This window comes from Paenibacillus doosanensis (genome assembly GCF_025060755.1).
Taxonomy (GTDB): domain Bacteria; phylum Bacillota; class Bacilli; order Paenibacillales; family NBRC-103111; genus Paenibacillus_S; species Paenibacillus_S doosanensis.
In genome coordinates this window covers 91,507-112,576 of sequence record NZ_JANYUY010000022.1, presented here as the reverse complement: position 1 = coordinate 112,576, position 21,070 = coordinate 91,507, and the positions used below count along the sequence as shown (strand labels likewise).

General features: G+C 52.4%; 19 protein-coding genes and 1 pseudogene. 19 read left to right on the top strand and 1 reads right to left on the bottom strand.

The annotated features are described in order from the left end of the window. The 3 genes and pseudogenes from N0M98_RS17295 to N0M98_RS17285 all read left to right on the top strand — a co-directional run. Positions 1 to 956 (top strand): annotated as a pseudogene (locus N0M98_RS17295) (hypothetical protein); the annotation flags it as partial. After that, positions 953 to 1,282, top strand: coding sequence for an EscU/YscU/HrcU family type III secretion system export apparatus switch protein (locus N0M98_RS17290; RefSeq protein WP_249862782.1), 330 nt, complete (start codon positions 953 to 955; stop codon positions 1,280 to 1,282). The pseudogene N0M98_RS17295 and the gene N0M98_RS17290, both read left to right, overlap by 4 nt. Next, on the top strand, positions 1,275 to 1,649 hold the full coding sequence (locus N0M98_RS17285; RefSeq protein ID WP_259618642.1) for a YraN family protein: 375 nt from the start codon (positions 1,275 to 1,277) through the stop codon (positions 1,647 to 1,649). Before N0M98_RS17290 ends, N0M98_RS17285 begins: the two co-directional genes overlap by 8 nt. 733 nt (positions 1,650 to 2,382) lie before the next feature. Here the strand turns inward: N0M98_RS17285 and N0M98_RS17280 are convergent. Further along, positions 2,383 to 3,942 (bottom strand): YifB family Mg chelatase-like AAA ATPase, encoded by a 1,560-nt coding sequence (locus tag N0M98_RS17280; RefSeq protein ID WP_259618641.1) that lies wholly within the window; start codon positions 3,940 to 3,942, stop codon positions 2,383 to 2,385. A 188-nt stretch (positions 3,943 to 4,130) separates the two neighbouring features. On the opposite strand from N0M98_RS17280, the gene N0M98_RS17275 reads away from it, so the two are divergent. The 16 genes from N0M98_RS17275 (at position 4,131) to fliI (ending at position 21,066) form a co-directional block, all read left to right on the top strand. Beyond that, positions 4,131 to 4,391, top strand: coding sequence for a hypothetical protein (locus N0M98_RS17275; RefSeq protein WP_249862786.1), 261 nt, complete (start codon positions 4,131 to 4,133; stop codon positions 4,389 to 4,391). 590 nt (positions 4,392 to 4,981) lie between these two features. Continuing rightward, positions 4,982 to 6,142, top strand: coding sequence for an ADP-forming succinate--CoA ligase subunit beta (sucC, locus tag N0M98_RS17270; RefSeq protein ID WP_259618640.1), 1,161 nt, complete (start codon positions 4,982 to 4,984; stop codon positions 6,140 to 6,142). A gap of 63 nt (positions 6,143 to 6,205) precedes the next feature. After that, positions 6,206 to 7,138, top strand: a complete 933-nt coding sequence (gene sucD, locus N0M98_RS17265; RefSeq protein WP_259618639.1) for a succinate--CoA ligase subunit alpha — start codon at positions 6,206 to 6,208, stop codon at positions 7,136 to 7,138. A 159-nt stretch (positions 7,139 to 7,297) separates the two neighbouring features. Next, positions 7,298 to 8,401 (top strand): DNA-processing protein DprA, encoded by a 1,104-nt coding sequence (gene dprA / locus N0M98_RS17260; protein WP_259618638.1) that lies wholly within the window; start codon positions 7,298 to 7,300, stop codon positions 8,399 to 8,401. A gap of 43 nt (positions 8,402 to 8,444) precedes the next feature. Beyond that, on the top strand, positions 8,445 to 10,529 hold the full coding sequence (gene topA / locus N0M98_RS17255; protein ID WP_249862790.1) for a type I DNA topoisomerase: 2,085 nt from the start codon (positions 8,445 to 8,447) through the stop codon (positions 10,527 to 10,529). A gap of 31 nt (positions 10,530 to 10,560) precedes the next feature. Then, positions 10,561 to 11,889, top strand: a complete 1,329-nt coding sequence (trmFO, locus tag N0M98_RS17250) for an FADH(2)-oxidizing methylenetetrahydrofolate--tRNA-(uracil(54)-C(5))-methyltransferase TrmFO (protein WP_249862791.1) — start codon at positions 10,561 to 10,563, stop codon at positions 11,887 to 11,889. A 187-nt stretch (positions 11,890 to 12,076) separates the two neighbouring features. Further along, positions 12,077 to 12,622 carry an ATP-dependent protease subunit HslV gene (gene hslV / locus N0M98_RS17245; protein WP_259618637.1) on the top strand — a complete coding sequence of 182 codons (546 nt, stop codon included), beginning with the start codon at positions 12,077 to 12,079 and terminating at the stop codon, positions 12,620 to 12,622. A gap of 22 nt (positions 12,623 to 12,644) precedes the next feature. Next, on the top strand, positions 12,645 to 14,042 hold the full coding sequence (gene hslU, locus N0M98_RS17240; protein ID WP_249862793.1) for an ATP-dependent protease ATPase subunit HslU: 1,398 nt from the start codon (positions 12,645 to 12,647) through the stop codon (positions 14,040 to 14,042). Between the two features lie 49 nt (positions 14,043 to 14,091). Further along, positions 14,092 to 14,868, top strand: coding sequence for a GTP-sensing pleiotropic transcriptional regulator CodY (gene codY, locus N0M98_RS17235; protein WP_259618636.1), 777 nt, complete (start codon positions 14,092 to 14,094; stop codon positions 14,866 to 14,868). A gap of 216 nt (positions 14,869 to 15,084) precedes the next feature. Further along, complete coding sequence (gene flgB, locus N0M98_RS17230) at positions 15,085 to 15,489, top strand: flagellar basal body rod protein FlgB (protein ID WP_249862795.1); 405 nt, start codon at positions 15,085 to 15,087, stop codon at positions 15,487 to 15,489. Between the two features lie 3 nt (positions 15,490 to 15,492). Beyond that, positions 15,493 to 15,939 carry a flagellar basal body rod protein FlgC gene (gene flgC, locus N0M98_RS17225; protein WP_249862796.1) on the top strand — a complete coding sequence of 149 codons (447 nt, stop codon included), beginning with the start codon at positions 15,493 to 15,495 and terminating at the stop codon, positions 15,937 to 15,939. A gap of 21 nt (positions 15,940 to 15,960) precedes the next feature. Further along, positions 15,961 to 16,260, top strand: coding sequence for a flagellar hook-basal body complex protein FliE (gene fliE, locus N0M98_RS17220; RefSeq protein ID WP_259618635.1), 300 nt, complete (start codon positions 15,961 to 15,963; stop codon positions 16,258 to 16,260). 46 nt (positions 16,261 to 16,306) lie between these two features. Further along, positions 16,307 to 17,899 (top strand): flagellar basal-body MS-ring/collar protein FliF, encoded by a 1,593-nt coding sequence (fliF, locus tag N0M98_RS17215; RefSeq protein WP_249862798.1) that lies wholly within the window; start codon positions 16,307 to 16,309, stop codon positions 17,897 to 17,899. 11 nt (positions 17,900 to 17,910) lie between these two features. Next, positions 17,911 to 18,927, top strand: coding sequence for a flagellar motor switch protein FliG (gene fliG / locus N0M98_RS17210; protein ID WP_249862799.1), 1,017 nt, complete (start codon positions 17,911 to 17,913; stop codon positions 18,925 to 18,927). Continuing rightward, on the top strand, positions 18,920 to 19,747 hold the full coding sequence (locus N0M98_RS17205) for a FliH/SctL family protein (protein WP_259618634.1): 828 nt from the start codon (positions 18,920 to 18,922) through the stop codon (positions 19,745 to 19,747). Before fliG ends, N0M98_RS17205 begins: the two co-directional genes overlap by 8 nt. After that, complete coding sequence (gene fliI, locus N0M98_RS17200) at positions 19,744 to 21,066, top strand: flagellar protein export ATPase FliI (RefSeq protein WP_249862801.1); 1,323 nt, start codon at positions 19,744 to 19,746, stop codon at positions 21,064 to 21,066. Before N0M98_RS17205 ends, fliI begins: the two co-directional genes overlap by 4 nt. Positions 21,067 to 21,070 lie beyond the last annotated feature (4 nt).

Genomic DNA, 21,070 nt, shown 5'->3' with positions numbered 1-21,070 from the left:
CGCCGCTGCAAGCGGGCGCGGCGGGAGCCGCACCGGCTGCGCGGCCCGCTGCGGCGGCGGGGGCGCAAGGCGGCTTTGCTGCGCCGGCCGCCTCCGATGCTGCCGCCGAGCTTTCGCCCGCGGCGGCGAAGCCTGCGGGTGCGGCGCCTTCGGTCGACGCCGCCCGCGACCACGCTGCGCCGCCTTTATCCGGCGCGGCTCAGGAGGACGCTTCCGGCGAGCATTGGCTTCCGCGGCTGATCAAATCGCTCGGCATCGAGCATGAGCATCAGCTGTCGAGAATGCCGGACAGCATGACCGCGGCGGATGCGTCGGCCGCTGCCCGCGATGCCGGAGCCGGCTCCGTTCCGCCCGGCGCGGCTTCGGCGGAGCACAAAGCGGCCGACACGCTTAAGAGCGTGCTGATGCAGCTGAGCCAGGCCGACGACGTGCCGCAGGCGCTGAAGGAAACGGCGCAGCAGGCGGTGCAGCAAATTACCGGTCAGCAGCTGCTGCTAAGCTCGGACCGCAGCTCCATGTTCACCCATATTACGCTGTTCGTGCCGCTCTTGAACGCAAACGGCGAGCAGACGGCGGCCATTCATATTCAGTCGCGGAAGGGCAGGCGGGGGGAGATCGACGCCCGCAACTGCCGGCTCGTATTCGATCTGAACATGAAAGCGCTGGGAAACACGATGGTGGACGTGCAGGTGGTCGACCGCATCGTCAGCCTTCATGTTATGAACGATCAGCCTTTTTTGCAGGGGCTATTGGAAGAAAACCGAGAGGAGATCGCTTCCGGACTGTCCGGCATCGGCTATCAGTTCATATCCTTGAAATGCGGTCCCTATCCGGAAAAGGCTGCGAATACGGACAATCCGGCGCCTACCGTCCGTGAGCAATCTGCGGTTATTCCTGCCATGCTGCAGGCTTTTTACGGCAAAAAATCTTACAGGGGAATGGATGTTCGCGTATGAAAGAAAACGGTCGTTCCCCTTCGGCGCCGCAGCATTCGCAGTCTTCCGTGAAGAAGGCGGTGGCGCTGAAATATTCCCCGGAACAGGGAAAAGCTCCGGTACTGATCGCTAAGGGAAAAGGGCATGTCGCCGAAAAAATTATGCAGAAAGCGAAGGAGCATCATATCCCTGTTCAGGAGGACCCGTCGCTTGTTGAAGTGTTGTCCAAGCTTGATCTGGATCAGGAAATCCCGCCGGAGCTGTATAAGCTCGTGGCGGAAATTTTGACCTTTATATACCGGTCCGACCAGCGGGCCAAACGAATGAGGACGATGCCTTATGAATAAACCGCTGCTGAATCGCAAACAGCTCGGCGCCAAGGGAGAGTATTATGCTTTAATGCATCTGCAGAGCCTGGGGTACCGGGTCGCGGAGAGGAATTGGCGCTGCCGGAGCGGAGAGATCGATCTTATCGCATGGGACGGGGAACTGCTCGTTTTCGTCGAAGTGCGAACGCGCAGCGATAGCCGCTCGTTCGGCACCCCTCAGGAATCCGTCGATTACCGGAAATGCCGGCAGGTCGTTGAGACGGCGCAAGTATACGTATTCCGGCATCAGCTGGATCACTGCCAGCTCCGGTTCGACGTCATCTCGGTGCTCTCGGACAAGGAGGGCGGCCTGATCTCGCTCGAACATTTGACCAACGCCTTCTGACGGTCCCAGGCCGGATGAACGCGTTGGTTTTTTGCTGTGTAGAAGAAGATAAGATGAAGCGCAGTCATTTCTATAGAAGGGTGTAGACAAAAGAGCGGGCTGCGGCCGACGGAGGCTTCCGCTCGCTGCATTACAACCGCATTTTTTGGATTGTTGAACCTCTGAGGCGGAGAACATTCGTCTACAAAGGCGACCCGATTCCGCTGCGCCAACTCTTTAACTGCAATCCCGACTACTTTTTCACCATGCTTACAGAGAAAACCGGAGGCCGCCCTGAAATATTTAACCGCCCGACGGCAGTGTCGATCGGGCGGTTGTATGCCGATCATGCTGAAGCTTTGATACGGATTGAAACGACTCTCACAATCTAACGGACACCGGCGACGCTTAAAACGCAGCCATTCGCCGTTTTCCGAAACCAACGGACATCACGGCGCTTATCCGCCGCGATCCACTGCCTACAGTACATTTTCATCCAAATAACTGCAGATATGTCCGTTAGAAACCCAAAAGGGCTGTATTGACCGAAATAGCGGCATTCATGTCCGTTACGTTATATGGGCTTCGTACCCCCGTAGAAGCAAATATTGTAAATCCCTCCGAACTCCCCGCAAAACCCGAAAGTATATCCTTCTGAACTCCCCCGCAAAGCCGACATCCGCCTTGCAGACGTGTTCCGCCTTGCGGAGTTCATTAAGCGCATCTTAATACGGCTCGATCCGGCCGTCATCCCTTATTGCGGATGAGGCAGCGCCATCTTGTCCAGGCAGCGGTACTGCAGCGCTTCCGCCAAATGCGGAGCCTCCAGTTGAGCGCTTCCGTCGAGATCGGCAATCGTTCGGGCGATCTTCAGAATCCGGTCATAAGCCCGGACACTGAGTCCGAGCAGTTCGAACGATTTGCGGAGCAGCTCTTCCGCTTCGGGCTGCAGCCGGCAGTGGGTTCGCAGCAGCTTGCCTTGCAGCTCGCTGTTAAACCAGATCCCGCTGCCGCGGTAACGATCCAGCTGAATGCAGCGAGCGCGGTCGACCTGCTTCTTCATCTCTTCGGAAGACAGCTGGGGTCCGGCATCGGCCACTTGCATGTAATCGATCCGCGGAACCTCCACTTGAAGATCGATTCGATCCAATAAAGGTCCGGAAATTTTGGAGCGGTATTGTTCGATCTTAAGCGGGCTGCAGGTGCAGGGGCGGGAGGAGGATTCAGCCCCGAAATAGCCGCAGGGACACGGATTCATCGAACAGACCAGAATGAAATGGGCGGGAAAGCGATAGACGGCGCGGGCCCGCCCGATCGTTACATGCCGATCTTCAAGCGGCTGGCGCAGCACCTCCAGCACAGACCGCGAAAATTCGGGCAGCTCGTCGAGAAACAGCACGCCGCGATGCGCCAAACTGATTTCGCCCGGCTTAGGGATCGTTCCGCCCCCCGCCAGTCCGGCGGCCGAGATCGTATGATGCGGCATGCGAAACGGGCGATCTCGGATGAGACTGCTGCGGTCGGCGAACTTGCCCGATGCGCTGTAAACCTTGGTCACATCGAGAGCCTCCTGCTCCGACATGGCGGGGAGGATCGTCGCGAGCCGCTTGGCGAGCATCGTTTTTCCCGTTCCTGGCGGACCGAGGAGCAGCGAGTTATGCATTCCCGCCGCGCAAATCATCAACGCTCTCTTGGCATGAAGCTGTCCGTACACGTCGCTGAAATTGTCGGCGGACGGCAGGGCGGAGGACATGCCGGCGGAACCTTCATCGGCATAAGGCTCTTGCAGCCGGATTTGGCCGAAGCCGTCCTCCGCATCCTTAGGATAATCGCGGATATGGTTTAACGCGCCGATGTCCATCGCTTCGATCAGCGCAGCTTCACGGGCGTTCTCCAGCGGCACGATGGCGCGCCGAATGCCGTGCTCCTTTGCGGTGGCCAGCATCGACAGCACGCCGGGCACGGGACGAACCGAGCCGTCGAGCGACAGCTCGCCGAGGATGAGCGTCGACTCCGGCTCCCGCAGCTTCAGCTGCCCGCTGGCGGCCAGAATGCCGAGGGCGATGGCAAGGTCGAACGCCGAGCCTTCCTTGCGAATGTCGGCGGGCGCCAAATTCACCGTAATCCGCTGCAGCGGAAAGGCGAAGCCGCAATTTTTTATCGCGGCCCGAACCCGTTCCATCGACTCTTTTACCGCGCTGTCGGGCAGCCCGACTATACTCATGTGGGGAAGTCCATTGCTCAAATCGGTTTCTACTTCGACCAGCTTGCCCTCCACTCCATGCAGACAAGCGCTCATTACTTTTCCGTACATCAAAAAACACCTTCCCTCCGGATAATCATCCAATGGCAAAAGGTGCTTCCTTATTGTCCGTATGGCTTATAATCGTTATTTTACCTTCTATTAGGAGCTTGCGCAATCTTTTCCCAATCTGCGCCCGCCGCGTGAACCGGATGGATAATTTGTTCCAAATCAGGTTATACAAGTAAGGGGGTGAAAACATGCAGGAAAAACCTTACTTCTGTCCGAACTGCCGTTCGAATCGGGTGAAGTTCAGCGTCATTTCAAGCGTTTCGCAGCGATTTATGAAGGACGCCATCTCCGGTTCCATACAAGAGGTGAACGAGCCGCAGCAAATTCAAGATTCGGAGCCTATGATTCAATGTAATGTTTGCAACTTTGCGGGAAATGAACTCAGGTTTATCAAGCAGGCCGAACGCGAGCCGCGTGCGATGACGCCCACAAACCCAACCTATATGTAACCGGCGGATATTCGTTCCGAGACGCATTTTTTCTGAGAAGAAAAGATGCGTCTTTTGATATTCTCACTCATACCGTTGCTCAGAAGCCATGTATCCGGAGTATTGCAATGCCTGAGTCAGGAAATAAGAAATAACACGAATTTCAACAGCGGTAGGAACCCCATGCCGATTTCCTCCCCCGCGCTCAAACGTGTGGGTTTAGACAAGGACTTAGTCGCAGGCTAAGTTTTTCTTAAAATCCTTTCCGGGGCTTCACGCCAATCACTTGAATCTGGATCAGCTCCGGAGCCAAAGCCTCGCTTTGCGAGGGAATTTTGTTTGCTTTCTATTTCCTTGGGAATGATATTATACGGGAAATTTTTCAGAGGCATAAAAAAGTTTGATTGAAAAAAGCGAGGTTTGCCGTAAAAATTAAGGAAACTGTCGAAAAAAAGTGGTACAATAATGAAGGTTTTGTTGCGTTTTGCGCAACAGGCAGGATTTCTAATGCATCATATCGAACATTTCTTCGTTTGATGCGGGTCCGGCGGCTCTTGCCCCAGGGCTCTGGCTCATATAGAAAGCTATCACTGATAGGAGGATTTTGCTAAATGAATATTCATGAGTACCAAGGCAAAGAAGTGCTGAAACAGTATGGTGTTGCCGTACCTGAAGGAAAAGTCGCTTTTACAGTGGACGAAGCTGTAGAAGCGGCCAAACAGCTCGGAACTTCCGTCGTTGTTGTCAAAGCGCAAATTCATGCCGGCGGACGCGGTAAAGCGGGCGGCGTTAAAGTTGCGAAAAACCTGGATGAAGTTCGCACTTATGCAGAACAAATTTTGGGCAAAGTGCTTGTCACTCACCAAACAGGTCCGGAAGGCAAAGAAGTGAAGCGCCTGCTGATCGAGCAAGGCTGCGATATTAAGAAAGAGTACTACGTCGGCGTCGTTGTAGACCGCGGTACGGGCCGCGTCGTCATGATGGCTTCCGAAGAAGGCGGTACGGAGATCGAAGAAGTGGCGGCGCATACGCCGGAGAAAATTTTCAAAGAAGTAATCGATCCTGCGATCGGCCTGCAGGCATTCCAAGCGCGCAAGCTCGCTTACGCGATCAATATTCCAACTGAATTGGTGAACAAAGCCGTCAAATTCATGTTGGCTCTTTATGCTGCATTCGTAGATAAAGATTGCTCCATTGCGGAAATCAATCCTTTGGTCGTTACAGGCGGCGGCGACGTTATGGCACTGGATGCGAAGCTGAACTTCGACTCCAACGCGCTGTATCGTCACAAAGACATTCAAGCGCTTCGCGACCTGGAGGAAGAAGACGAAAAAGAAATCCAAGCTTCCAAGTTCGACTTGAGCTACATCGCACTCGACGGAAACATCGGCTGCATGGTTAACGGCGCGGGTCTGGCTATGGCGACGATGGATATTATCAAATATTACGGCGGGGACCCTGCGAACTTCCTAGATGTAGGGGGCGGCGCTACGAAAGAGAAAGTAACGGAAGCTTTCAAAATCATCCTTTCCGACGAGAAAGTAAAAGGCATTTTCGTGAACATTTTCGGTGGCATTATGAAATGCGACGTTATCGCGGAAGGCGTTGTTGCAGCGGCCAAAGAGCTTGGCCTGACACGTCCTCTTGTTGTGCGTTTGGAAGGCACTAACGTAGAGCTTGGCAAGAAAATCCTGAACGAATCCGGCTTGAACATCGTGGCTGCGGATTCCATGGCAGACGGCGCACAAAAAATCGTTGCTCTTGTAAAATAAACTGCGCAATCATGCCGAACGTGAGTTCTTCTTCAAATAATTCAAGGGATGTGAACTATACAAATGAGTATTTTGGTTAATAAAAATACAAAAGTAATCACTCAAGGTATTACCGGTTCCGTAGGTATGTTCCACACGAAAGGCGGACTTGACTACGGTACGCAAATGGTAGGCGGCGTAACTCCGGGCAAAGGCGGCACAAACGTGGATATCACATTGGAAAACGGTTCTACCGTATCGCTGCCTGTATTTAATACAGTGGCGGAAGCTAAAGCGGCAACCGGCGCTACCGTATCCGTTATTTACGTTCCTCCTGCATTCGCGGCCGACGCCATCATGGAAGCCGTTGACGCTGAGCTGGAGCTGGCCATTTGTATTACAGAAGGCATTCCTGTGCTTGACATGGTCAAAGTGGCTCGCTATATGGAAGGCAAAAAAACGCGTCTGATCGGACCGAACTGCCCAGGCGTCATCACTCCGGGCGAATGCAAAATCGGTATCATGCCTGGATACATCCATACTCCGGGTCATGTAGGCGTCGTTTCCCGTTCCGGAACCTTGACTTATGAGGCCGTTCATCAATTGACGACTCGCAACATCGGACAATCCTCCGCAGTCGGTATCGGCGGCGACCCTGTCAAAGGCTCCGAATTTATCGATATTTTGAAACTGTTCAATGATGATCCGGATACTTATGCGGTTATCATGATCGGCGAAATCGGCGGTACGGCGGAAGAAGAAGCTGCCGAGTGGATCGCGGCCAACATGAAAAAACCGGTTGTAGGCTTTATCGGCGGACAAACGGCGCCTCCGGGAAAACGTATGGGTCATGCCGGCGCTATCATCTCCGGCGGCAAAGGCACAGCTGCAGAGAAAGTAGCTACGATGGAGCGCTGCGGCATTAAAGTAGCTCCAACGCCTTCCGAAATGGGCTCTACGCTGGTAAGCGTTCTGGAAGAAAAAGGTTTGCTGGACAAATGCATCACTAAGAAATAAGCAGCAGGCATGAAACTGGACAGGCAAGCAGCCTTCCATTCCCTTCGGGGAGTGGAGGGCTTTTCTTTTGTTTCGGCCGGGAAACCGCGGAAGGAATGAGCTGCATCTTACGATAAAATTCACAAAAGTTGTTCTTGACGAAGGAGTGATATATACTAGATGAACAATAGAACCATTCTAATTGCGCTTCACCATATGGAAGGGATAGGCTGGAAAACGATGGAGCGCATCGTAAGCCGGTTCCCCGATCTGACCGAACCGCTTGCTCTCGAAGCGGCGGATTGGCAGGGGCTTGGCCTGTCGGCTTCCCGCGCGGAGAAGCTTGCGGCTGCGATGCGCCGATGGGACGAGCGCGCCGCAGAATCGCTGCTGGATGCGTACCGAAGCAGAGAGATCGGGATCATGACGATATTCGATGAGCGTTATCCGGAGCTGCTGAAGCAGACGGCGCAGCCGCCGTGGGTGCTGTATTACCGGGGCTCCGTCTCGCTGCTGGAGCGGCTTGGCATTGGAGTCGTAGGGACTCGCACGCCGACGGTGTACGGGCGCAAAGCGGCGGAGCAATTATCGCAATCGCTTGCATCGGCCGGAGCGTGCGTGATTAGCGGTCTGGCGAGAGGAATCGACAGCGCTGCGCACGAAGGAGCGCTTAAGGAAGCCGGAAGCACGGTCGCCGTCTTAGGCTGCAGCATAGATGAGGTGTATCCTCCCGAGAACAAGCTGCTTTATGAGCGCATTGCCAGGGATGGGCTGCTGCTGAGCGAATATCCTTTGCAGACGAAGCCGCATCCGGGTTTGTTCCCGCAGCGCAACCGGATTATTGCCGGGTTGAGCCAAGGGATTCTTGTCATCGAAGCCGCTTTGAGGAGCGGATCTCTTATAACGGCGGATCAGGCGCTGGAGGAATCGCGGGACGTTTATGCCGTGCCGGGCCCGATTTATTCCCCCAAAAGCCAAGGAACGTTGGCTCTGATCAAGCAGGGAGCCAAGCTGGTCACCTGCGCCGAGGATATATTGGAAGAGTACCCGCATTGGATATGTCTGGACACAATGGCGCACATTAAAGTAAACTCTCCTGTGCAGCCTCCTCTATCCTCCGACGAGCAGACCGTCGTCGATCTGCTGCAGAATCAGCCGCTTTCGATTGACGAATTGCTGGTACAAAGCCAATTTACATTTGGACATTTGCATTCAGTTCTGTTAAATTTACTAATGACAAAACGAGTGAAACAATTGCCAGGTTCTGTATATGCTATATGTTAAAGATAGTAGATAAATAATGATAAATGAAGGGGGAAGGACGCCTATGGCAGATTCGCTAGTCATTGTGGAGTCACCCGCAAAAGCCAAAACTATCGGCAAATATTTGGGCAGCAAGTTTATCGTCAAGGCATCCATGGGCCATATTCGCGATCTTCCGAAAAGCCAAATCGGTGTTGAGATACAGAAAAATTTTGAACCGAAGTATATTACCATCCGAGGCAAAGGCTCCGTCCTTAAGGAACTGAAAGACGCCCGCAAAAAAGTAAAAAAAGTATATCTGGCGGCTGACCCTGATCGCGAAGGGGAAGCTATCGCCTGGCATTTGGCTCATTATTTGGAGCTGGAAGAAACCGACGCCTGTCGCGTCGTGTTCAACGAGATTACGAAGCAGGCGGTTAAGGATGCGTTCAAGACGCCGCGCAAAATCAATCTCGATCTCGTCAACGCGCAGCAAGCGCGCCGTATTCTCGACCGGCTGGTAGGATACAAGATCAGCCCGCTGCTCTGGAAGAAAGTCAAGAAAGGGCTGTCGGCCGGCCGCGTGCAATCGGTAGCCGTCAAGCTCGTGTACGACCGCGAGAACGAGATCAAGGCGTTCGTGCCGGAAGAGTATTGGACGATTACCGCCAAGCTGCAGGCAGGCAGCTCCGAATTCGAAGCGAAGTTTCACAGCCTGAAAGGCGAGAAGAAGGAGCTGTCCAATCAGCAGGAAGTCAACGAAATTTTGGCGGGACTGGAAAAAGCGGAGTTCGTTGTCGGCGAGGTAAGGGAGAAGGAGCGGCTTCGCAATCCTTCGCCGCCGTTTATTACGAGCTCGCTGCAGCAGGAGGCCGCCCGGAAGCTCAACTTCCGCGCTTCCAAGACAATGTCGGTTGCGCAGCAATTATATGAAGGAATCGATCTCGGGAGCGAAGGAACCGTAGGTTTGATTACTTACATGCGTACGGACTCGACGAGAATTTCGCCGGTTGCTCAGGAAGAAGCGCAGCAATTTATCGTGCAAAAATATGGGGAAGCCTATTATCCCGAAACGCCGCGGGTATACATCAAGAAAGCCGCCAACGCCCAGGACGCGCACGAAGCGATCCGTCCGAGCTCGGTGCTGCGGGAGCCGGAGCACATCAAGGAGCATTTGAGCCGGGATCAATTCCGCTTGTATAAGCTGGTGTGGGAACGGTTCGTGGCGAGCCAGATGGCTTCGGCCGTTCTGGATACGATGACGGTCGACATTGCGGCGGGAGATACGGTATTCCGCGCGGTCGGTTCCAAAATGAAGTTTCCAGGCTTTATGAAGGTCTATGTGGAAGGCAATGACGACGGGACGACGGAAGAAGATAAGCTGCTGCCTCCTCTGAAACATGGAGATAAAGTGAAGCGGAAGCAGATCGATCCGAAGCAGCATTTCACGCAGCCGCCCCCGCGCTATACGGAAGCCCGGCTGGTCCGCGCGCTGGAAGAAATGGGAATCGGCCGTCCGAGCACTTACGCGCCCACGCTCGAAACGATTCAAAAACGCGGTTATGTGGCGATAGAAGAGAAGAAGTTTATTCCGACCGAGCTCGGCGAGCTGGTCATTCAGCAGATGATCGAATTTTTTCCGGAAATCCTCGACGTCGAGTTTACCGCCCATATGGAAGAGGAGCTCGACCATGTAGAAGAAGGTAAGGAAGATTGGGTGAAGGTACTCAATTCCTTCTATGTATCTTTCGAGAAGCGGCTGGAAGTGGCGGAAGAGGAAATGGAGAAGATCGAGATTCAGGATGAAGTTTCCGATGAGATTTGCGAGAAATGCGGCCGTCATCTCGTTTATAAGATGGGCCGGTTCGGCAAGTTTCTAGCTTGCTCGGGATTTCCGGATTGCCGCAACACGAAACCGATCGTCAAAGATATCGGCGTGACGTGTCCGAGCTGCAAAGAAGGGAAGATCATCGAGCGCCGCAGTAAAAAAGGCCGCGTGTTCTATGGCTGCGATCGCTATCCCGAATGCGAATTCGTATCCTGGGATAAGCCGGTCGGCCAGCCTTGTCCGAAATGCGGATCGATGCTTATCGAGAAACGGAACAAGAACGGCGTGTTCCACCAATGCATCCAATGCGATTTTAAGGACGAAGTGCAGGAAAAAGAATAACTTAAGTAATTGTTTCAGGAGGCCAATCATTTTGTCAGAGACACCGAAAGTTACCGTTATCGGAGCCGGACTGGCTGGCAGCGAAGCCGCATGGCAAATCGCCAGCCAGGGCGTGCCTGTGATTTTATACGAAATGCGTCCGGTGCGTAAAACGCCGGCGCATATTTCCGATCAATTCGCCGAGCTGGTGTGCAGCAACTCGCTGCGCGCCAACGGGCTCACCAACGCCGTCGGCGTTCTTAAGGAAGAAATGCGCATTTTGAATTCGCTCATTTTGCGCTGTGCGGACAAGCATGCCGTTCCCGCCGGCGGAGCGCTGGCTGTTGACCGCGAAGGCTTCTCGGCCGAGGTGACTTCGATGCTGCGCAATCATCCGCTCATCGAAGTGCGCAACGAAGAGCTTCAAGATTTGCCGGAAGGCATTACGGTCGTGGCTACCGGTCCTCTTACCTCGCCGGCTCTTTCCGCGCATCTGCAGTCGCTGATGGGCGAACAATATTTGTATTTTTACGATGCAGCGGCTCCTATCGTCGAGAAGGATTCCATCGATATGAGCAAGGTGTATCTCGCTTCGCGTTACGACAAAGGGGAAGCCGCTTATTTGAATTGCCCGATGACCGAAGAAGAGTTTAATATCTTCTATGAGGCTCTCATTTCGGCGGAAGTGGCTCCGGTCAAAGAGTTTGAGAAAGAGATTTATTTCGAAGGCTGTATGCCGATCGAAGTGATGGCAAGGCGCGGCAAGCAAACAGCCTTGTACGGCCCTATGAAGCCGGTAGGCTTGATCAACCCGCATACGAACGAGCTTCCCTATGCCGTCGTGCAATTGCGCCAGGATAACGCCGCAGGCACGCTGTACAATCTGGTAGGATTTCAGACGCATCTGAAGTGGGGCGAGCAGAAGCGGGTATTTTCGCTCATTCCCGGCTTAGAGAACGCCGAGTTTGTCCGGTACGGCGTCATGCACCGCAATACGTTTATCAACTCTCCCAAGCTGCTGAAGCCTACGTATCAGTTTTTGAAGCGCGACAATTTGTTTTTTGCCGGACAGATGACCGGCGTGGAGGGCTATGTCGAATCGGCGGCTTCCGGTCTGATCGCGGGCATGAATGCGGCGCGTTACGCCAAAGGTCTGGATTGTCTCGTGCTTCCTCCGGACACGACGCTCGGCAGCATGGCTCATTACATTACGACCGCGGATTTTAAACATTTTCAGCCGATGAACGCCAACTTCGGACTGCTGCCGCCGCTTGACGAGAAGGTTAAAGTGAAAAAGGTACGATACGAAAAAATTGCCTTGCGTGCAATTGAGAAAATTCAGAATTTTTCCCAAAACGAATACAATTTCACTTGTAAGTAAAAGCTGTACTATGATACTATAATCTTGTTTTGAAACAGCCTGAACTATAAGATTATGTACCAGCTAGATATACATTGTTAATGGAACCTCTGCATCGCGGCTGCTCTGTTAGTGCGTCCTCGAACGAGGTTTTTCTATTGAGTGCCTGTTATGCCGAATTCTTCACCCATTTGGAGGTATCGCTTTTATGGAACAAACCTTTCACGCGACGACGATCTTCGCTATCCGTCACCAAGGTAAAGGAGCCATTGCCGGCGACGGCCAGGTTACTTTCGGCAACAGCATGGTGATGAAAAATTCGGCCAAAAAAGTCCGGCGTTTATATCGCGGCAAAGTCATTGCGGGCTTCGCGGGATCGGTTGCCGACGCGATAACGTTATTCGAGAAGTTCGAAGCTAAGCTTGAGGAGCATCACGGCAATTTACAGCGTTCGGCGGTGGAGCTTGCGAAGGATTGGCGTTCCGACCGGGTGCTGCGCAGGCTGGAAGCGATGATGATCGTTATGGACTTGAACTACGTGCTGCTGATTTCCGGAAACGGGGAAATTATCGAGCCGGACGACGGCATATTGGCGATAGGCTCGGGCGGAAGCTTTGCCTTGGCTGCCGGAAGAGCGCTTACCAGGTACGCTCCAAATATGAGCGCCAAAGAAATCGCGCATGCGGCGCTTACGATGGCCGCCGAAATTTGCGTATTTACGAATCATAATATTATAGTGGAAGAAATCGAGTAGAAGACAAAGAGGAGGTACTCTCTTGAAGCATACCGCGTTGACACCGAAAGAAATTGTCACCCAGCTGGACAAATATATTATCGGTCAGAAGAAGGCCAAAAAGTCCGTAGCCGTAGCGCTGCGCAACCGTTACCGCAGAAGCTTGCTGGACGAAACGATTCGCGACGAGATTGTACCCAAAAATATATTGATGATCGGCCCGACAGGGGTAGGGAAAACCGAAATCGCTAGGCGGCTGGCGAAGCTGGTTCACGCTCCGTTCGTCAAAGTCGAGGCGACGAAGTTCACCGAGGTCGGCTATGTCGGACGCGACGTGGAGGCGATGGTACGCGATTTGGTGGAAACCTCCATTCGCATGGTGAAGGCGGAACGGACTGAGAAGCTGAAGGATAGAGCCGAGCAGCTCGCGAACGAGCGCATCGTTGCCATTTTGGTTCCGAACCCGGCGAAGCAAAAGACGCAGCGCAATCCGCTGGAGATGCTGTTCGGCAACCAAGCGCAGACGGAACCGCAGGAGCCGGAAGCGGATCAGCATATTAGCGCCCGCCGGCAGGAAATCAAGGAGCAGCTGGCCAACGGGGAGCTGGAGCAGAAGGTCATCGAGATCGAGGTCGAGGATAGTTCTCCGACGATGCTGGATATGTTTTCGGGGCAAGGCAACGAGCAAGCCGGCATGAACATGCAGGAGCTGTTCGGCAATTTAATGCCGAAAAAAACGAAGAAGCGGAAGCTTCCGGTCAAAGAAGCGCGCAAGGTGCTGACCCAGGAGGAAGCTCAAAAGCTGCTGGATATGGATGACGTCATCCAAGAAGCGATTATGCGGGCGGAGCAGCTCGGCATCATTTTTATCGATGAAATCGATAAAATTTGCAGCTCCGGCGGTCGCGGCGGCGGTCCTGACGTTTCCCGCGAAGGGGTGCAGCGGGATATTTTGCCTATCGTCGAAGGTTCCACGATCATGACCAAGTACGGTCCGGTGCAAACGGATTTTATTTTGTTCGTTGCCGCGGGGGCGTTCCATGTATCTAAGCCTTCAGACCTAATTCCGGAGCTTCAAGGACGTTTTCCTATCCGAGTCGAGCTCAGCAGCTTAACGCAAGAGGACTTTGTGCTCATTTTGAAGGAGCCGAAACATGCGCTCACGAAACAATATACGGCATTGCTGGAAACAGAAGGAATCGAGGTTCAATTCTCCGAAGCCGCGATTGAAGAAATCGCCAAAATCGCTGCAGAGGTGAATCAAAATACGGATAATATCGGCGCGAGACGGCTGCACACCATTTTGGAAAAGCTTCTGGAGGATCTGTCGTACGAGGCGCCGGAAATCACGCTGGAACAGATTGTCATTACGCCGGAATATGTACGGGAGAAGCTTTCGGACATCGTGCAAAACCGCGACCTAAGCCAGTATATTTTATAAACGACGCAGCATACATTTCAAACGGTTGGTCGCTTTGGGAGGCAGTATCATGACATTGTTAACGAAGACAAGAAGATTGAACAAATTATTGCAAAAGGAAGCGGGTAACCCGGTCAGCTTTATGAATATGGCGGAGGTTTTGAGCGATATTTTGCAATCCGATATATTTGTCGTCAGCCGCAAAGGGAAGGTGCTCGGCAAGGCGCTGACGCGCCTGGAACTGGGAGATGGAGCGGGCGAATCGGTGCTGTCCGATAACCGGTTTCCGCCTGAATACAACCAGCTGCTGCTGAAAGTGGAGGAAACTTCCTCCAATATGAATGCGCTTAGCGACTATAACGTATTCGGCGAGAGACTGGCCGAGAACGGCATCTATATTACGATCGTACCGGTGATCGGAGGCGGAGACCGCCTGGGCACGCTAATATTGACCCGCCGCGAGGGCGGCGGATTTATCGATGACGATCTGATCGTAGCGGAATACGGATCGACGGTCGTCGCGATGGAAATATTGCGGGAGAAGGCCGAGCAGATCGAGATAGAAGCGCGCAGCAAGGCGGTTGTGCAGGTGGCCGTCGGTTCGCTGTCGTTTAGCGAGCTTGAGGCGATGGAGCATATTTTCGAGCAGCTGGAAGGCTCGGAAGGTTTGCTCGTTGCGAGCAAAATCGCAGATCGTGTCGGAATAACGCGGTCGGTAATTGTTAACGCGCTGCGAAAACTGGAAAGCGCCGGAGTCATCGAAACACGGTCTTTGGGCATGAAAGGGACCTATATAAGGGTACTAAACGACCAATTGATCAGCGGCATTCAAAGTGTAAAAATATAATAAAATCACAGGTTCTAAGCCCTATATTGCAAATATAGGGCTTTTTTCATATTGTAATAATTTTCATATTTCTTCAATATAGAAATAGTTCTGAGCGACTACATATTCTTCCAAATAGTCATATTATTTTTCGATTATTATGTCGAAGAAAGGAGGATAATGCAGCCAAGCTGTTGAATAATGTAATTTAACATCACCGCGAAGGTAGGATAGGGCATGAATATTCTGAATAAGCCGGTATTTAATCAAATGGAACGCACGCTGGACGCGGCTACGATGCGGCAGAGAGTCATAGCGGACAATATCGCTAATGTGGATACGCCGTATTTTAAAAGGTCCGACGTACGGTTTGAAGAACTTCTGCAAAACGAGCTGAACGGTACTGCGAACCTGCAAGGGTTTAGAACGGATCCGCGTCACTTCTATATCGGACGCCCGGCGACTCCTGAGCCGCAGATCGTTAAAGACAATAACTCGGCGATTAACAATAACTTGAACAATGTGGATATCGACTATGAGATGTCCTTAATGGCGAAAAACCAACTGCGTTACAACGTCATGGTTCAGCAAGTAAACAGCGAAATCAAAAAAGCGAGAACCGCGATCGGAGGGAGAGGCTAATTTATGAAACTTACGAACGGTTTTGATATCAGTTCTTCCGCCTTAACGGCGCAGCGCTTTCGGATGGACGTGATTTCTTCCAATATAGCAAACGCGGACTCGACCCGGGCCCGGATGGTTAACGGAAAATGGGTTCCGTACCAACGCAAATTAGTGACGATCGAGCCTAAACAGCCAACTTTCGAACAGGCGCTGCAAAACGCACAGTCGAATACGGCCGGAGAAGGGGTGAGAGTGACGAAGGTCACTGATGATACTTCTCCCTTTAAGCAGGTTTACAATCCGACGCATCCCGATGCTGATGAGAATGGGTTTGTTATGATGCCGAATGTTGACGTGCTTAAGGAAATGGTAGATATGATTTCTGCTACACGTTCTTATGAAGCGAATGTAACGGCGCTCAACGCTTCGAAAGCTTTGATTGGCAAGGCGCTGGAGATCGGCAAATAATATTGAAAAGGAGAATTCGTTATGATTCAAAAACTGGCTATGCAGCCTTTGCAAAACATCACCCAACCAACATCGAAAAGCGCAAGCGCATCGGAGTTATCGGACCAGTTCGGGAAATTTTTGAACGACGCCATCAATAAGCTGAATGAACAGCAGCAAAAGGTGGATGCACTCAACGACCAATTTGCCAAAGGGCAAATTTCGGACGTACATCAGCTGATGATCGAGTCGGAAAAAGCTTCTTTGGGACTTGAACTGACCGTTCAAGTTCGCAATAAAGCCGTCGAGGCCTATCAGGAAATGATGAGAATGCAAGTATAGTCGTATTTAAGATTACCAGCGACGGTCTTTTAGATGGGGTGGAATAGTGAACGAGAATATAACCCAGTATTGGAATCGAGTAAGGCAATACTGGAATCAATTCAGTAAAACGCAGAAGATTACTTTTGTAGCTACAGTGATTCTTGTCACATTGACGATAGGTATAATCAGTTATAATTTTTCAAAGACGGAGTACGCCTTGGCATACACCGATTTGCAGCCAAGCGATGCGGCGGCTATCAAGGGCTATCTGGACAGCGCCAAAATTCCGTATCAGCTGAGCGACGACGGCAAAAGCATCGGAGTTCCCCGCAGCGAAGTGGCCAATGTGAAGCTGGCTGTGGAATCGCAGGGACTGAACAAAACGGGGAATATCGGCTACGGCTCCTTTGCGCAGAGCAGCACGTTCGGCACCACGGATAAAGAGTTTAACGTCAAATACATAAACGCGGTTCAAGGCGAACTGCAGCAGCTGATCAACTCCAACACGGCCGTCAGCAGCTCGAAAGTGCTTATTAACATTCCGGAAGAAAGCGTGTTTCTTCCTAAAGATGCGGATAAGGACAAAGCTTCCGCTTCCGTCGTCGTTAATCTGAAGCAAGGGTACAGTTTAGATCAGGCCAAAATCGATACGATGTACAACCTGGTCTCTCATAGCGTCAAAGGGTTGCCTATAGAGAATATTACGATTTCCGATCAGAACGGCGAACCGCTGGAATATTCCAAAGCGCAAGGAAATATCACAAGCAGCAGCGCTGCGCTGCAAAACTTTGAAATCAACAACCAGTTTAAAACGGACGTTCAAAAGAATGTTCAGCAGATGCTGGGAGCCATTCTCGGAAAAGACAAAGTCATCGTGCAAGTATTCTCTACGATGAACTTTGACCAGATGAACAGCCATCAGCAGCTCGTCACCGCTCCGAATACGGTGGACCAGAAAGGTCTGGAAATTTCCGTTCAGGAAATCCAAAAGAACTATACGAGCGACAATTCGCCGGCAGCCGGCGGGGTCGCAGGCACCGGTCAAACCGACGTTCCGGGTTATCCCGGAAGCAACAGCAACGGCAAATCCAATTCGGAAGAGCTGCAGCGGACCGTCAATTCCGAAGTGAACCGGATTACGAACGATATTATTTCAACGCCTTATGTCGTTAAGGATCTAACGATCAACGTCGGAATCGAGCCGCCTAATCCGGATGATCCGAATACGCTGACGCAAGAAACGAAGGATGCGGTGCAGCAAATACTGGTCAATGTCGTGCGGGCGGCGCTTGCCGATAGCAAGCAGACGCTGACGGACGAAGATCTGGCCAAGAAAGTAACGGTATTCGCCCATTCGTTCGCAAGACCGCAAACGGGACAAACGGCCGATGCCAACTCGATGCTGCTCTATGGCGCGCTTGGCGGCGTGGCACTGGCGCTGCTCGCCGGAGGCGGATATTTATGGATTAGAAAGCGCAAGGCAAGACAAGAAGAGGCGGACGAACTGGAAGCAGAACCGGCCAAGCTGGAGTTTCCGACCATTGATATTGATAATGTGACCAATGATAATCAAGTCCGCAAGCAGCTGGAAACCTTGGCCAAGAAAAAGCCGGAGGAATTCGTCAACTTGCTTCGCACTTGGTTGGTCGATGAATAGAGGTGTAACGATTGGCTAAAGTTCAGCAGCAAGTTTTAACAGGGCGACAAAAAGCCGCCATTCTGTTGATCAGCCTGGGACCGGAGGTGTCGGCCCAAATTTTCAAGCATCTGCGCGATGAGGAAATCGAACAGCTGACTTTAGAGATTGCGAACGTAAGAAAAGTCGATAGCGTAGAGAAAGATGCGATTTTAGCCGAATTTCATCAAATTTGCTTGGCTCAGGAGTTCATTTCCCAGGGCGGCATCGCCTATGCCAAGGATATTTTGGAAAAAGCTCTTGGTTCGCAAAAAGCGCTGGATATTATTAACCGGCTGACGGCCACTTTGCAGGTCAGACCGTTTGACTTCGCAAGGAAAGCGGACCCGGCTCAAATACTAAACTTCATTCAAAACGAAAATTCGCAAACGATAGCATTGGTTCTCGCCTATTTGCAGCCGGAGCAGTCGTCGATCATATTGTCCTCGCTCCCTCAGGACAAACAGGCGGACGTCGCCAAACGGATCGCCTTGATGGACAGCACTTCGCCGGAAGTGATCAGCCAAGTCGAGCGGGTGCTGGAGCAAAAGCTGTCGGCGACCGTTACCCAGGATTATACCAATGCCGGCGGTATCGCAGCCATCGTTCAAATTCTAAACGGCGTCGACCGCGGAACGGAACGGACGATTCTGGATTCGCTGGAAATTCAAGATCCGGAGCTTGCGGAAGAAATCAAGAAAAGAATGTTCGTGTTCGAAGATATCGTCAACATCGACAACCGTTCCATCCAGCGAATTATCCGGGATATCGAAAACGCCGATTTGCAGCTGGCGCTTAAGGTGGCCAGCGAGGAAGTGCGCGACGCCATATTCAAAAACATGTCCAAACGGATGGCCGAAACGTTCAAGGAAGAAATGGAATTTATGGGTCCTGTACGTCTTCGCGACGTGGAAGAGGCGCAGACCCGTATCGTTGCTACCATTCGCCGCCTAGAAGAGGCCGGCGAGATCATCATTGCCCGCGGTGGAGGAGATGATATTATTGTCTAATGTGATCAAATATACGCAATACGTATCCTTAGACGATAAAAAGGTAGTCGAAGTTGCACAAAAACAAACGATTTTTGCCGAACCGGGCGCGTCTTCGGACGGCTTCACGGAGCAATATCATACCGAGCTTCGCGAATTGGAGGAAATGAAGGAGCAAATTCTCCAAGACGCCCAAAGCTTTGCGGAACAACAAGTTCGAGCGGCAATGGACGAAGCGGCGGCCGTCCGCGAGCAAACGCAGACGGAAATCGAACAGTGGTGGAATGAGCGGCGTCAGAGCGACGAGCAGCTCCAGAACCAGCTTAAGGAAGATGGATTCCGTCAAGGCTACGAGAACGGGATGCGCGAAGCGGAAACTCAGCTGCGCGAGCAGTACAACGAGATGCTGCAGGAAGCGTCGCAAATATTGAATCAAGCCTATGTATTGAAGCAGCAAATTATACAGGAAGCCGAACCCTTCTTAATTCAGCTGAGCTGCTCCATCGCCGAGAAGGTTATCTCGCGCCAGCTGACGGTAGAGCCCGAATGGATTATCGAATTAATCGAATCCGTTCTTGCGCGCCGCAAAGAGAAAGGGATCATTACGCTTTGTGTGGCTCCGGCTCATTTCACTTATATTCAGGATGCAAGAGAAGAGCTGCTGCTGCATATCGACTCCCAGGCGGAGCTGCAGATTATTCCCGACCCGTCGGTGCAGGATCACGGCTGCGTAGTCCGCTCGTCCTTCGGCAGTATCGACGCTAGAATCGACACGCAGTTAAAGGAAATCAAGAACGTGCTGCAGCATCTTGCCGTCAGAAATGAGGGAACCTCAGGATGAATCAGGCGCCTGATGTATTGAAGTATATCGAACAGCTTCGGCATATCGACCCGATTCGGGTGAACGGCAAGGTGACCCAGGTGATCGGCTTGACGGTTGAATCGGAAGGGCCGGATGCGAGCATCGGCGACGTGTGCTACATTTACCCGCTGAAATCCAATAAGCCATTAAAGGCGGAGGTCGTCGGGTTCAAGAACAATAAAGTGCTTCTGATGCCGCTCGGCGAACTTGAATCGATCGGACCGGGCTGCGATGTGGTCGGAACGGGCAAGCCTCTGACGGTCCAGGTCGGACACGAATTGTTAGGCAAGGTTCTCGACGGTTTGGGCCAGCCCTTGGACGGTACTTTTTTGTCATCCCGCATGGCGCAGTACTCAACCAACAATATCCCGAGTAATCCGCTCAAGCGCCCTCGGGTGCTTGAGCCGATCAGCGTAGGGGTTCGCTGCATCGACGGCTTGTTGACGATCGGCAAAGGGCAGCGCGTCGGCATCTTCGCCGGTTCCGGCGTCGGCAAAAGCACACTGATGGGGATGATCGCCCGAAACACTTCGGCCGACGTCAACGTGATTGCTCTCATTGGAGAACGCGGACGCGAGGTGCTCGATTTCATCGAGCGGGATCTTGGCCCCGAAGGCTTGGCCCGTTCGGTCGTCATCGTCGCCACATCCGATCAGCCGGCCCTAATCCGCATTAAAGGCGCCCTGATCGCTACGAGCATTGCGGAATATTTCAGAGACCGCGGACTAAACGTCATGATGATGATGGACTCGGTCACCCGTTATGCGATGGCGCAGCGCGAGGTCGGCCTCGCTGTCGGCGAGCCTCCGGCGACGAGAGGATACACGCCTTCCGTATTCGCGACCTTGCCGAAGCTGCTGGAACGTTCGGGAACAGGACCTAAAGGCTCGATCACCGCGTTTTACACCGTCTTGGTCGACGGCGACGATATGAACGAGCCGATCGCCGACGCCGTTCGCGGCATATTGGACGGGCACATTGTGCTCGACCGGAACATCGCCAATAGAGGGCATTATCCGGCGATCGACGTGCTGTCCAGCGTAAGCCGCGTCATGAAGGAAATCGTTCCCCAAGAGCATCAGCTGGCAGCGGAAAATTTGAAGCGGCTGTTATCTGTTTACAAAGATTCGGAAGATTTAATCAATATAGGGGCGTACCAAAAAGGTTCTAATCCGGAAATTGATAAATCTTTGGAATCGATTCAATCCATTTGGGACTACACCAAACAGAGGGTTACGGAAAAGCTTACATTCGGCGAAGCTCAGGAAAGGTTAATCCAAGAATTTTATAAAGGGTGAACAA